Here is a 13,154-nt window from a genome sequence, read left to right as displayed (position 1 = left end):
GCTATTTCCACAATTTATCATACAATTGCGGACATACTTTTTTCATACTTTGTGGTTCGTCTACGTTCCAAGTAAAATTAAGTAGCGGATAGTTTTCGTCATTAGTTACAAAAGCATCATAATCGATATAAGAGTACAACTCTTTATCAGTAGCATTTTTAAAAGCGTTTACAGCAACATACCAAAAACCTTCAAACTCATAGATTCCTTGCTCCTCTTTTACTAAATCAATTAAGGAATCAGGATTTGCTTTAGCTTTATAAAAAGTATCTTTCCCTCGGGAAATTAGCCAACACCTAAAGTATTCAAAACCGTCATCGCTACAACCACCGTCCATAATATAAGCGGCGCACCACAAATCAGAGGTATAGGAATCAAATAGCAATTTATCCGTTCGCAATCTAAAGCCAATCATTTCTTTAGGTGACAGTTTCTCGATTTCATTAACAAGGTAAATTTCTTGATCTTCGGGATTGGTACTTTCTTTAAGTGAATGCTCTATAATTCCCCAATAGACTTCTTCGTCAAGCATTTCGCTTGAGACTGCAATCGAAAGTGAGTCTTTGATCGTGCTTTCAGGCTCAACCTTTTGAGAACTGCTGTTTTGCGCAAAAGTAAGTGTAGTTATTAATAAAAAAGAACACAATAAAGAGGTTGTATTTTTCATAATCGTTTTGCTTCTTACCAGTTGGACATTAATTTTCCGAGGTTAAAATTAGTATATTTTATTCGGTAATATCAAAGCTTGCTACATAAAAATTTTTATTAACGTTTAATTTTAACTCGTCTTGGTCAATCGCTATTGATTTCCATTCTGTTGTAGGAGCTAACCATTGTTCTTGCCCGTTAACTTGAACTTTTACTCGCATAGTAAACCCCGCGACACAATTGGTCCATCGATAGCCTACTGTTTTATCTTTTAGAAAATATTCAAGTGTCGGAATCCTAGTATCTCTCAAGTACTGATTAAAGAAGGTTGATAAATCAATGCCTGCTTCTGCAGATAAATAATCCTCAATTTGTTTCGTTGTGACTGTTTGATGATAAAAAGTACTATTTAAACCTCTTAAAATGGTACGCCACTTGGCATCATCATTCACAATTTGACGTAAGGTATGCAGCATATTTGCTCCCTTGTAATACATATCGCTGGATCCTTCATTATTGACATTATACTGACCAATAATGGGTTTGTCATTTTGAATGTTTTTTCTAATCCCTCTTACGTACGTATAACCAGCCTCTTTTCCGTAAAAATATTCCAAAAATAAACTTTCAGAATAGTTAGTGAAACTCTCATGAATCCACATATCAGCAATATCCTTGTAAGTAATATTATTGGCAAACCACTCATGCCCTGATTCATGAATGATAATAAAATCAAATTTTAGTCCCCAGCCAGTACCGCTTAAATCTCTTCCGCGATAACCATTTTTAAAGCCATTACCGTAAGTAACTGAACTTTGGTGTTCCATGCCTAAATAAGGAGCTTCTACTAATTTATAGCTATCTTCATAAAAAGGGTAAGGTCCAAACCAATGTTCAAAAGCTTGCAACATGCGAGGTACATCTTTAAATTGCACTTTGGCTTTAGCCAAATTATCCCTTAAAACATAATAAGTACAGTCTAAAGCTCCTTTTTCTCCTTTGTATTTTTCTGAAAACGAAACATAATCACCAATATTGATATTTACGCCATAATTATTGATAGGATTAGCCACGTACCAATTGTACGTTTTCGTTCCATCTTTTAATTTTTGTACGCTTTGCAAACGGCCATTAGAAACATCAATCAAATCCCCAGGAACGTTCACACTAATGAGCATATTTTCAACTTCGTCATACATATGGTCTTTATTGGGCCACCAAACACTTGCTCCCAAACCTTGGCACGAAGAAGCAATAAATAATTTACCGTTAGTATCTTTTTTCCAAGTAATTCCGCCATCCCAAGGTGGATTGACAGCTACCTTAGGTTTTCCACCGTAAAACACAACAACTTCATTCGTCGCACCTACTTTTTGCGGATATACCATCGAAATAAAATAGGCATTACCTTCTCGACTGAATTTTAAATCAACTCCATTTTGAACCACTCTACTAATAGCCATTGGTTGTTGCAAGTCAATTTGCATCGTTTGATAAGACTCTAAAACCGTATATTTGATTGTGTTAGACCCTGTAATTGTACTGTCCTTAGGATTGACTTTTACATCCAAATGATAGTACTTTAAATCCCACCAAGCCCGTTCCTTAGTAATACATCCTCTTAGTGAGTCTTGCCTACTGAAGTGAATTTCTGATTTAGACAGAAGTCCCTGCGCTTTGGTGCTTTGTGTTAAACAAAAGAGAACAACAAGCGATATAATATATTTTTTCATGAACTATTTAATAGAATATAATTTTTAAAAAGTGCCGACTACTAATGTAATTTTGTTACTTTTTCTTGTGCCACCACTGCTGAGAAATCACGAGTTAATCGATCCGTATAAGAGTTTAATAGCTCTAAAACGCGACCGCTGTCTTTAGATTGGACAATCAAGCCTGCATGATAGTCAAGTGGAACAGTAAAGCAAACTTCCGGATCAGAGAAAGACGATAAATCTGGTTTTTGATCTTTAGATAGAGTCAAGACAATTCCCGCGTATTCTTTTTTGATTTTTGGCAATTTGTATTTTTTTTCTTTGACCAAAGCATCTTCGATTGCAGCCCATTCCTTCCATAAATTGATATTGGATGCCGCATCGACCATTTCGGCTAGATGCGCACCACCTACTCTTGAGGAAGTTTCTAAAAAGTAGATTTTGCCATCTTCATCGCACTTTATAAACTCCGTATGAGCCGTACCATGTTTTAAGCCAAATCCCTTTAAAACTTCTTCATTTATTTTTTTAATTGCTTTGTCATCCTCCGATCCATAAGGAATGTTGGAACTTCTAAAAACACCTCCACCCTGCGATATTTCCATTGGAGTCGCTAAATATTTTGAGCTCAGACTAAAAATTACTTTTTTATCTAAAATCAAACTGTCACAGTGGTATACGGCACCTGGTTTAAATTGCTCTAACAAGTATTTGAATCGGTTATTGCCCATCTCGTTAATAGTAATCCATAGGGTTTCCTTGTCCTGTATTTTGATAATTCCTGAAGCAGAAGCTTCCGATCTTGGTTTTAAAACCCAAGGAGCGGGTACCGTATCTGCAAACGTATTAATATCATGATCGTTGAACAAAGAGCAAAAAGCGGGATTAGAAATGCCATAACTTTTAGCTCGCATTCGCATCGCTAATTTATCTCTAAAATAACGACCAGTAGTCTGCCCCATTCCATCGATACGTAAATTTTCTCTTAGATAAGTAGCTTTTTCAACATCATAATCATCTAATGCTATGATTGCGTCAATTTTGTTTGCTGTCATAAGATTGCCAACACCTAGTAATAAATGCTCTAAATTCCAGTCAATATCTTGACCTTGCATATAAAATATTTCCTCAATGGCGTCATGTGGCCACGGTTTATCCTTTAACTTTTCGCTAGTTATGAGGTATACCTTGTTTCCTAAACTTTTTAGGTGCGTCAAAAAATCGGCTCCTTTGAAATAATTTGAAATACAGATGAAGGTTTTAGCGTTTTCCATAAGGTCTATAAATTTTCAATGAATTTAGTTAATAAATGAACGCCATACGCAGTAGCATGCTTACTTTTTGCAAATTCATCATCGCCAAAAGCGACTCCTGCAATATCTAAATGTGCCCAAGCAGTATGTTTCTCGGTAAAAAATTCTAAAAACTTAGCTGCACTAATTGCACCAGCTACTGGTTTTCCGCTGTAATTTTTTACATCGGCAATATCGCTTTCTATATCTTGGGTGTAGCTATCCCATAATGGTAATGGCCATAATCGTTCGCCAATTGCATCTCCAGCTTCTTGTAATTGTTTTGAAACGGTTTCATTATTGGTAAACAGGGCACCACATTCGTAACCAAAAGTTCCGACACTACTACCGGTCAGCGTAGCAATATCCACCATATAATCGGGCTTGTAATTCTTTAGCATATATGCTATTCCGTCTGCCAATATTAATCTCCCTTCGGCATCAGTATCAATGATTTCAATCGAATGACCACTGTAACTTTTAATTACATCACTTGGCAAAAAAGCTTTAGCACTTACTGAATTTTCCGTACAAGGAACAATTGCTGTCACTTTAATAGGTAATTGTAAATCAGCGATTAACTGCATAGCTCCAAAAACAGCCGCACCTCCCGCCATATCACACTTCATGTGCAACATACCAGCAGTTTTAATATTAAGTCCTCCTGTATCAAAAGTAACACCTTTACCTACCAATCCTACATGTTTAACCACTGCAGTACTGTCTTTAGGACTGTAATTCATGATGACAAACTGGGGTTCATTTTCACTACCTTGACCAACAGCTAAAAAAGCACCCAATCCCTCAATTTTTGCTGCTTCTCGACCAAGAATTTGAACCTCAAAACCATGTTGATCTCCTTTTTCTTTTGCCCAAATTCCAAGGTACTTGGGTGTTACCGTATTAGGTGGAAGATCCACGAGCGAAAGGACCTCTAACTGTGCATTAGCTATTTTTATCGCCTTTGCTACAACCAAATCATAATTGGTAGTTGACAATATTTTTAAATCAAATTCTGCATTCAAAAACGGGTGTCCTTCCTTTTTCTTAAAATGTCCTAAGCTATAGGTTCCTAAAAACAAACCTGAAACTACTGCCTCTACTTGATCATCAATGAAATCGTCAGGAAAGTGAAGCACCACCTGATGCGTCAAAAGCTCTTGCAGTTTTTGAGATATGCTACGAAAAGTAGTTTTTAAGGATTTATAAGTGTTTTTTTTACCTAACCCGACAAACAAATAAACCACATTATTTTTTTCTATTAGGTAATGGCTGTTTGATTTACCAAAAAATACCTTCGAAGAAATTTCTATTCCCTCAAATGAGATAGGAACGATATTTTTAGAACTGGTTTCAAAAACGGGAACGATGACCGTTCCTGTAAAATTTTCTAAATTCTCAATTGCTTTTATTTTCATTTAATTTTCTTTAGTGCTAAAAAAAAGCCACTCGATTGCTTTTGGAAACTCATCGCTCCAATAGGTCTCAGAATGCTTTCCTTCAGAATTAATACTCAAATTAATTTTCATTTTATCTTTAACAAACTGACTTGCCACAATGCGGTTTTTAAACTCTTTTACATGTGAAATCATTGTTTCGCTCTCGTCTCCACCAGCATACAAATAGATTTTGGTATCGGTATTTCTATCATCTTCTACTTTGATTTTCATATCGGGTTTTACCCATAAAGAAGGTGAAAAAATCATCAAACGTCCAAAAATTTCAGGATAGCGCAAGCCACTAAAAATACTTATTAATCCTCCCATAGAGCTGCCGCCGATTCCGGTATGGTCTCTGTCTTTTTTTGTTCGGAAGGTAACATCCACAAATGGCTTTAGTGTTTCAGTTAAGAACTTAATATATTTTTTCCCTTGACCCTTACCTAAAATAGTTGTACCAACATTGTATTCTTTTATGCGATCTTCTTCTGCATGTTCAATAGCTATAATGATAATTTTACCGATTTTATATTCACTCATTACAGCGAGTTTCTTATCGATCTCCCAGTTGCCATACTCTGCCTCTTCATTAAATAAGTTTTGTGCATCTTGCAAGTACATTACAGGATAGCTCTCCGTTGAACTATCGTAGTCGTGCGGTAATAGCGCCCATATTTTTCTAGTTTTACTTAATTGCGGAATTTCAAATTCATCAGATATCAATACTATTTTTGGTAAAAAATTGGGTTTAAACGGTAACCAATTTCTTCTCCATTTACTTACATGTTCTTTTTGCAGTCCAACATGCTTCGTTGTGGCTCTATTACCTGTAATATTTTCATTCTCATCAATTTCGACCTCACTCCAATCTCCTTTTGTAAATTTATACAACAAGGTTTCGGGATATTCAAAATTCTCAGGAAATGCAAAGTGATACGTCCCACTTCCTATTTTTTCCATCAAAAAAGCGCTGTCCTGTGTATGCCAACTATTAAAATTACCCGCAAGATAAACGGGACGATCATCATCTTGATCAGTGGTTAGAACAATATGTAAGCTCGTTTCGATAGTAGAATTGTTATAATTGGTACTAATTGTTAATTGATCAGTAGTCATAATAAAAAATGTGGTATTTTAAATATTGTATGAGTAAATATAGTGGATTGAAACCTTAAATGAAAGAAAAAACAAAACCCATTAACGAATTACTTCATTAATGGGTAGTGACTTTATTTATAGTCTATTCAATAATTTATTTTTGACGGCTTTTTAAAACTTTAACCACATCTTCTAATTCAAATCCTTTTGCTTGAAGCAAAATTAAATAGTGAAATAACAAGTCGGCACTTTCGCTCAAGAATAGATCATCTTTGTTATCAAGTGCTTCTATTACTACTTCTACCGCTTCCTCTCCTACTTTTTGAGCAATTTTATTCATTCCTAACTTAAACAAGGAAGCCACATAACTTTTCTCAGAGTCTGCATTTTCTCTTCTTGTTTTAATGGTTTCCTCAAGAGTAGAAATAAATCCATAATCCCCTTTGTTGGCTGTTTGCCAGCACGTATCGGCTCCTGTATGACAGGTAGGACCTACGGGTTTTGCTTGGATCAATAACGTATCGCCATCACAATCGTTTTTAATATCTACTAAGTTCAAAAAGTTACCACTTTCCTCGCCTTTGGTCCAAAGTCTTTGCTTGGAGCGACTAAAAAAAGTTACTTTTTGAGTATCAATTGTTTTTTGGTACGCCTCTGCATTCATGTAACCCAACATTAAAACTGCTTTAGTTTCACTGTCTTGTATAATTACCGGAATTAAGCCGTCTGTATTTTTTGAAAAATCTATGTTCATTTTTACGAGTCTAAAGTTATAAAGTCAAATGTCTAAATTAAAGTTTAGAGTCTAACTGCTATTTTATTGTTTTTAAGTTCTTCTTTCAACGTTTTAATTTCAATCTCTTTAAAGTGAAATACACTTGCGGCTAAAGCGGCATCTGCTTTTCCTTCGGTGAAACTATCTACAAAATGTTGCATGTTTCCAGCACCACCTGAAGCGATTATCGGAATATTAATCAAAGTTGATAATTTAGCCAAAGCTTCATTAGCAAAACCATTTTTTGTTCCGTCGTTATCCATCGAGGTAAACAAGATTTCACCTGCTCCTCTCGCGGCTACTTCAACTGCCCAGTCAAATAAATTCAGTTCTGTGGGTACTTTTCCACCCATTAAATGCACGATCCATTGTCCGTCGATTTGTTTCGCATCAATGGCAACAACCACGCATTGGCTTCCAAATTTACTAGCCAAATCATTAATCAACTGCGGATTTTTTATTGCTGATGAGTTAATCGAAACTTTATCTGCTCCGTTTTGCAACAACACTTCCACATCGGCTACAGAGGAGATTCCACCACCCACAGTAAACGGAATATTAATTGTAGCTGCCACTTCACGAACCAAATTCACTAAGGTTTTTCGGCGTTCTTCCGTTGCTGATATGTCCAAAAAAACCAATTCATCAGCTCCTTCATTCGAATAGATCTTCGCTAATTCTACCGGATCACCAGCATCACGCAAATCTACAAAATTTACGCCTTTAACGGTACGTCCATTCTTTATATCTAAACAGGGTATTATTCTTTTCGTAAGCATTTCGTTCTTTGTTACACAGAGATTCGCAGAGTTTACACAGAGTCCCACAAAATTCTTAGCGAATCTTGGTGTTACCTTTGCGTGTCTTTGCGCAATAATCTATTTATTTAATATGTAGTTTTCTAGTTGTTTCATCGAAATCCTTCCTTCGTAAATCGCTTTACCAATAATGGTTCCCTCACAACCTAATTCCGCTAACTTAGGTAATTCATCAAAGGTCGAAATTCCACCTGAAGCGATTAATTTAATCTCGCCTCTCGACTCCGCTCGAGCTGACAAGCTCGAAGTGACATTACAAGACTTCAATATTTTAGCATATAAATCAAAACTAGGTCCTTCGAGCATTCCGTCTTTGGCAATATCAGTACAAATAACATACTGAATTCCTTTTTCTTGATACCCTTGAATAAAAGGAACCAACTCCTGATCTGATTCTTCTAACCATCCTGAAACAGCTACTTTTTCGTTATTCGCATCTGCTCCAAGGATAATTTTATCAGCACCATATTCAGCGATCCATTTTTCGAAAATCGCTCTATTTTTTACAGCAATACTTCCACCTGTGATTTGGTTCGCACCACTTTCAAAAGCAATTTTTAAATCGGCATCCGACTTTAAGCCACCACCAAAATCGATTTTCAAACTCGTTTGACTCGCAATTTGCTCCAGAATTTTATAGTTGACGATTTTGCTCGATTTCGCTCCGTCAAGATCTACTAAGTGCAAATATTCAATTCCGTGCGCTTCAAATTCCTTGGCTACTTCTAGCGGGTTTTCATTGTATATAATTTTGGTGTTGTAATCGCCTTTTGATAAGCGAACACATTTTCCGTCGATGATATCTATTGCTGGTATAATACGCATGATTTCTTTTTAGTTTCAGGTTTAAAGTTTAAAGTTGCAGAAAATTCCCAAGAATTTTCTCCCCTACATCACCACTTTTTTCTGGGTGAAATTGGGTTCCGTAGAAATTGTTTTTTTGCAGGGCCGAAGCATATTCTAGTTCGTAATTGGTCGTGGCAATCGATTCAGCGCAATTAGGAGCATAGAAACTGTGTACTAGATACATGTACTCGTTTTCTGAAATGTCTTTAAACAAATCTGATTTCAAATTGTAAATCGTATTCCAACCCATTTGCGGCACTTTTACTTTCGATGAAAATTTAAGCACATCAACGTCAAAAATTCCCAATCCTTTCGTATTTCCTTCTTCGGTTTTGTTACACATCAACTGCATTCCAAGGCAAATTCCTAATACAGGCTGCGTCAATGTTGGAATCAACGCATCCAAACCACTCGCCAATAGCATTTTCATCGCTGAACTCGCTTCACCCACACCCGGAAAAATTACTTTATCCGCTGCCTTAATCTCGGCTGGATCATTACTCAAAACCGCTTTGTATCCCAATCTTTCAATGGCAAACATAATGCTTTGAATATTTCCTGCTCCGTAATTTATAATTACTAATTTCATTTATTTAGGCTTTCAGCTTTGAGCTTTCGGCTTTGAGCAGATTGCCCATGGCCGATAGCCCATAGCTATTACAACATCCCTTTCGTACTAGGTAAAATCATTTTCTCAGTATCGCGTTTTACGGCAACTTTTATCGCTTTAGCGAAAGCCTTAAAAATCGCCTCAATTTTGTGGTGCTCGTTGTCTCCTTCGGCTTTGATATTGATGTTTGCTTTTGCTCCATCAGAGAATGATTTAAAGAAATGCAAGAACATCTCTGTTGGCATTTTCCCTACCATCTCACGTTTGAATTCCGTTTCCCAAACCAACCAGTTTCTACCTCCAAAGTCAATCGCCACTTGCGCTAAGCAGTCGTCCATTGGTAAACAAAAACCATAACGCTCAATCCCTAGCTTGTTTCCTAAAGCTTTTGCAAAAACTTCTCCTAAGGCAATTGCTGTGTCTTCAATCGTGTGATGCTCGTCTACTTCTAGGTCTCCTTTTACATTGATTTCTAAGTCCATTTGCCCGTGACGTGCGATTTGGTCTAGCATGTGATCAAAAAAAGCAATTCCGGTTTCGATTTTGCTTTTCCCAGTCCCATCAAGGTTCAAGTTAATGTAGATATCCGTCTCGTTTGTTTTTCTCGAAATCGTAGCCGATCGTGCTTCTAGTTTCAAAAACTCGTAAATCACTTTCCAATCTGTAGATTGTAAACTAATCACATCATCTAATTCCTCACGTTTAGAAGCGATTTCAGAGCTTCCTGCACCTTCAGATTCATTCATAAAAATTGCTTTGGCTCCAAGATTTTTAGCCAATTCCACATCTGTCAATCGGTCTCCTAACACAAACGAGTTAGCCAAATCATAAGCAGGATTATCGATGTATTTAGTCAACATCCCCGTTCTCGGCTTGCGTGTAGGTGCATTATCTTCAGGAAACGAACGGTCTACAAAAATATCATCAAATAAAACGCCTTCATTTTCGAAAGCTCTCAAAATGAAATTCTGCGTTGGCCAAAACGTATCTTCCGGAAAACTGTCTGTTCCCAGACCGTCTTGGTTGGTCACCATCACCAATTCGTATTCTAATTCGGTTGCAATTTTAGCCAAATACTGAAATGCTTTTGGATAAAATTCTAATTTATTTAAACTATCTAATTGGTATCCTTCTGGTTCCAAAACGATCGTTCCATCACGATCGATAAAAAGTACTTTTTTCATTTATATGAATGCTTTTAGCTACTAGCTTTTACCCTTTAGCCTAGTTATTTTTTATAATATGTATTCTTTTTTGGGCGTATCCCTACGGGTCGGGCTATTCGTTCCCGCTTTTTTAGGCCTTCGTTCCTCCGTCCTAAAAAGAGCTCCACTACTATCCCTCACGCAAAACGTTTTGCGATAAAATTGTGAATTTAATTCTATTCCTAATTAGCCAATTGCTTTTAAGGCTTCCATTAAAATCTTATTTTCATCCGCAGTACCTATCGTTAAACGCAAGGTGTTTTCGCATAACGGTTGCGTTGTTCGGTTCCGAATCACGATACCTTTTTGAATTAATTCATTGTATCTTTTATTAGCATCATCCACTTTTATTAAAACAAAATTTGCTTCAGTAGGATAAATTTTCGATACAAATTTTACTTCACTTAAAACTTTAAGTAAATCGTCTCTTTGTATTACAATAGAGTCGATTTCTAATTGTATTTTTTCTTTATCAGCCAGTCTTTCTAATGCTCTTTGTTGTGTCAACTCATTCACATTGTAAGGTGGCTTTATTTTGTTTAAAACCGTAATAATCGCTGCAGAAGCGTAACAAATTCCCAAACGAATTCCAGCCAAACCATACGCTTTTGACAACGTTTGTGTAATCACTAAATTTGGATATTCATCTAATTCGTTCAACCAACTTGGCTTTTTTGAGAAATCAATATACGCTTCATCAATAACGACTAATCCTTTGAAATTCTTTAGCAAGGTTACTATGCTTTCATCATCAAATGAATTTCCTGTTGGGTTATTTGGTGAACATAAAAATAGCATTTTTGTATTTGCATCAACCGCAGCCAGGATCTTATCGATCTCAGGCTGAAAATCTTGAGATAGTAAAACTTCTCTATTTTCTACGGCATTAATGTTAGCCAAAACACCATACATTCCGTATGTTGGCGGTAAAGTAATTACGTTATCAACTTTAGGTTCGCAAAAAGCTCTAAATAGTAAATCCAATACTTCATCGCTTCCGTTTCCTAACAAAACTTGATTCGCTTTAAGATTTCTTTGCTTCGCTAAAACAGCTTTAACACTGCTTTGCTGCGGATCAGGATAACGGTTTACGCCATTTTCGTATGGATTTTCATTGGCATCCAAAAAAATCATTTGAGCCACATCAAAATCCTTAAACTCATCACGAGCTGATGAATACGGTTTCATAGTCTTGACGTTCTCGCGAACTATATCATTTATATCGAAATTTTCCATTTTCTTATGTTTTTAGAGGTGAAAATCAGATTCAAGAGTCAAGAGAAAAGACTTTTATATTGTGTCTACTTCTCTAATATCTTGTTTCTCGCATCTTGTTTCTTGCTTCTTGCCTCTTATTTCTTGCCTCTTGTTTCTTGTTTCTTGTCTCTTGCCTCTTTTCTCTTCTGACTTATTCTAAACTCTTTAATCTTAATGTTACTGCATTTTTGTGTGCTTGCAAGCCTTCTGCTTCAGCCATAACTTCAATCGCTTTTCCAATATTTTGAATTCCTTTTTCAGAAATTTTTTGGAATGTCATTGATTTAGTGAAACTATCTAGATTGACACCGCTATAGTTCTTCGCATAACCATTTGTTGGTAACGTATGATTAGTCCCAGAGGCATAATCACCTGCGCTCTCAGGAGTATAATTCCCAATAAAAACCGAACCTGCATTTTCTATTCCGTTGATGTAAAATTCATCGTTAGCGGTACAAACAATAAAGTGTTCTGGTCCGTATTCATTGATTAAATCTAAGGCGATTGTATCGTTTTCGACAAAAATCAATTTAGAGTTGGCTATCGCTTTCTCTGCAATTGCTTTACGAGGCAATTGCTCTAATTGAACTTGAATTTCCTCTTCAACGGCATCGATTAATTTTTTAGAGGTAGAAACCAAAATCACTTGGCTATCTGCTCCATGTTCTGCTTGCGACAATAAATCTGAAGCTACAAATGCAGGAACAGCAGCATCATCAGCAACAACTAACAATTCTGAAGGTCCAGCTGGCATGTCAATTGCTACACCAAACTGTGTTGCCAATTGTTTTGCGACAGTCACAAATTGATTTCCTGGTCCAAAAATCTTGTATACTTTAGGAATTGTTTCTGTACCAAAAGTCATTGCTGCAATTGCTTGTATCCCTCCTACTTTCAATATTTTAGTAACGCCACATAAATTGGCAGCATATAAAATTGCTGGATTTATATTTCCGTTTTTGTCTGGTGGCGAACACAACACTATTTCTTTGCAACCTGCAATATTTGCAGGAACAGCCAACATTAAAACGGTTGAAAACAAAGGAGCTGTTCCGCCAGGAATATATAAACCCACTTTTTGAATCGGTCTTTTTTCTTGCCAGCAAGCAACACCTTCTACTGTTTCAACAGCTACTTTAGCTGTCTTCTGAGCCAAGTGAAACTTATCAATATTACCTTTCGCTAACTGAATAGCTTCCTTTAACTCAGTTGGAATAGTAGCAATCGCTTCCTCGATTTCAATTGCCGAAACCGCAATTTCCTTTGGAGCACCACCATCGAACAAGGCAGTATATTTTGAGACAGCAGCATCTCCTTTCTTTTGAACTTCCTTAAAAATCTCTTTTACAGTTTGTTCTATATCGTCAACCGTTTTTGTAGGTCGCTCTAAAATAGCGGACCAAGTTTCTGGTTTTGGGTTGTATATTTTGTTCATGATTTTTAGTTTAAAG

At 36.4% G+C, this 13,154-nt stretch carries 12 protein-coding genes; all 12 read right to left on the bottom strand.

From position 1 onward, the window contains the following. Window position 1 precedes the first annotated feature (1 nt). Window positions 2–667 carry a DUF4240 domain-containing protein gene (locus ACZ2G0_RS10965; RefSeq protein WP_470307681.1) on the bottom strand — a complete coding sequence of 222 codons (666 nt, stop codon included), beginning with the start codon at window positions 665–667 and terminating at the stop codon, window positions 2–4. Between the two features lie 58 nt (window positions 668–725). After that, window positions 726–2,381 carry a M1 family metallopeptidase gene (locus ACZ2G0_RS10960; RefSeq protein WP_470307680.1) on the bottom strand — a complete coding sequence of 552 codons (1,656 nt, stop codon included), beginning with the start codon at window positions 2,379–2,381 and terminating at the stop codon, window positions 726–728. A 41-nt stretch (window positions 2,382–2,422) separates the two neighbouring features. After that, a complete protein-coding gene (locus ACZ2G0_RS10955) occupies window positions 2,423–3,637 on the bottom strand; it encodes an ATP-grasp domain-containing protein (RefSeq protein WP_470307679.1) in 1,215 nt (404 codons plus the stop codon). 5 nt (window positions 3,638–3,642) lie between these two features. Next, window positions 3,643–5,073 (bottom strand): leucyl aminopeptidase family protein, encoded by a 1,431-nt coding sequence (locus ACZ2G0_RS10950; RefSeq protein ID WP_470307678.1) that lies wholly within the window; start codon window positions 5,071–5,073, stop codon window positions 3,643–3,645. Then, window positions 5,074–6,210, bottom strand: coding sequence for an alpha/beta hydrolase (locus ACZ2G0_RS10945; RefSeq protein WP_470307677.1), 1,137 nt, complete (start codon window positions 6,208–6,210; stop codon window positions 5,074–5,076). Between the two features lie 136 nt (window positions 6,211–6,346). Next, complete coding sequence (hisIE, locus tag ACZ2G0_RS10940; protein WP_470307676.1) at window positions 6,347–6,946, bottom strand: bifunctional phosphoribosyl-AMP cyclohydrolase/phosphoribosyl-ATP diphosphatase HisIE; 600 nt, start codon at window positions 6,944–6,946, stop codon at window positions 6,347–6,349. 44 nt (window positions 6,947–6,990) lie between these two features. Next, window positions 6,991–7,746 (bottom strand): imidazole glycerol phosphate synthase subunit HisF, encoded by a 756-nt coding sequence (gene hisF, locus ACZ2G0_RS10935; RefSeq protein ID WP_470307675.1) that lies wholly within the window; start codon window positions 7,744–7,746, stop codon window positions 6,991–6,993. 99 nt (window positions 7,747–7,845) lie between these two features. Continuing rightward, window positions 7,846–8,610, bottom strand: a complete 765-nt coding sequence (gene hisA, locus ACZ2G0_RS10930; protein WP_470307674.1) for a 1-(5-phosphoribosyl)-5-[(5-phosphoribosylamino)methylideneamino]imidazole-4-carboxamide isomerase — start codon at window positions 8,608–8,610, stop codon at window positions 7,846–7,848. A gap of 28 nt (window positions 8,611–8,638) precedes the next feature. Continuing rightward, window positions 8,639–9,220, bottom strand: coding sequence for an imidazole glycerol phosphate synthase subunit HisH (gene hisH / locus ACZ2G0_RS10925; RefSeq protein ID WP_470307673.1), 582 nt, complete (start codon window positions 9,218–9,220; stop codon window positions 8,639–8,641). 68 nt (window positions 9,221–9,288) lie between these two features. Then, on the bottom strand, window positions 9,289–10,425 hold the full coding sequence (gene hisB, locus ACZ2G0_RS10920; RefSeq protein ID WP_173836361.1) for a bifunctional histidinol-phosphatase/imidazoleglycerol-phosphate dehydratase HisB: 1,137 nt from the start codon (window positions 10,423–10,425) through the stop codon (window positions 9,289–9,291). A 207-nt stretch (window positions 10,426–10,632) separates the two neighbouring features. Next, complete coding sequence (gene hisC / locus ACZ2G0_RS10915; protein ID WP_470307672.1) at window positions 10,633–11,682, bottom strand: histidinol-phosphate transaminase; 1,050 nt, start codon at window positions 11,680–11,682, stop codon at window positions 10,633–10,635. 172 nt (window positions 11,683–11,854) lie between these two features. Beyond that, a complete protein-coding gene (hisD, locus tag ACZ2G0_RS10910; protein ID WP_470307671.1) occupies window positions 11,855–13,138 on the bottom strand; it encodes a histidinol dehydrogenase in 1,284 nt (427 codons plus the stop codon). Between the last annotated feature and the right edge of the window lie 16 nt (window positions 13,139–13,154).

The sequence above is a fragment of the Flavobacterium sp. KKT103 genome, assembly GCF_055640565.1.
The sequence above is the reverse complement of the archived record's forward strand: the minus strand, read 5'-3'. Positions and strand labels throughout refer to the sequence as shown.

Excerpts from the sequence above, each read along its gene's own strand:
- ACZ2G0_RS10950 (WP_470307678.1), bottom strand. The coding sequence starts at position 5,073 with ATGAAAATAAAAGCAATTGAGAATTTAGAAAATTTTACAGGAACGGTC.
- hisC (WP_470307672.1), bottom strand. The coding sequence starts at position 11,682 with ATGGAAAATTTCGATATAAATGATATAGTTCGCGAGAACGTCAAGACT.
- hisA (WP_470307674.1), bottom strand. The coding sequence starts at position 8,610 with ATGCGTATTATACCAGCAATAGATATCATCGACGGAAAATGTGTTCGC.
- ACZ2G0_RS10965 (WP_470307681.1), bottom strand. The coding sequence starts at position 667 with ATGAAAAATACAACCTCTTTATTGTGTTCTTTTTTATTAATAACTACA.
- hisF (WP_470307675.1), bottom strand. The coding sequence starts at position 7,746 with ATGCTTACGAAAAGAATAATACCCTGTTTAGATATAAAGAATGGACGT.
- hisIE (WP_470307676.1), bottom strand. The coding sequence starts at position 6,946 with ATGAACATAGATTTTTCAAAAAATACAGACGGCTTAATTCCGGTAATT.
- hisB (WP_173836361.1), bottom strand. The coding sequence starts at position 10,425 with ATGAAAAAAGTACTTTTTATCGATCGTGATGGAACGATCGTTTTGGAA.
- hisH (WP_470307673.1), bottom strand. The coding sequence starts at position 9,220 with ATGAAATTAGTAATTATAAATTACGGAGCAGGAAATATTCAAAGCATT.
- ACZ2G0_RS10955 (WP_470307679.1), bottom strand. The coding sequence starts at position 3,637 with ATGGAAAACGCTAAAACCTTCATCTGTATTTCAAATTATTTCAAAGGA.
- ACZ2G0_RS10945 (WP_470307677.1), bottom strand. The coding sequence starts at position 6,210 with ATGACTACTGATCAATTAACAATTAGTACCAATTATAACAATTCTACT.
- ACZ2G0_RS10960 (WP_470307680.1), bottom strand. The coding sequence starts at position 2,381 with ATGAAAAAATATATTATATCGCTTGTTGTTCTCTTTTGTTTAACACAA.
- hisD (WP_470307671.1), bottom strand. The coding sequence starts at position 13,138 with ATGAACAAAATATACAACCCAAAACCAGAAACTTGGTCCGCTATTTTA.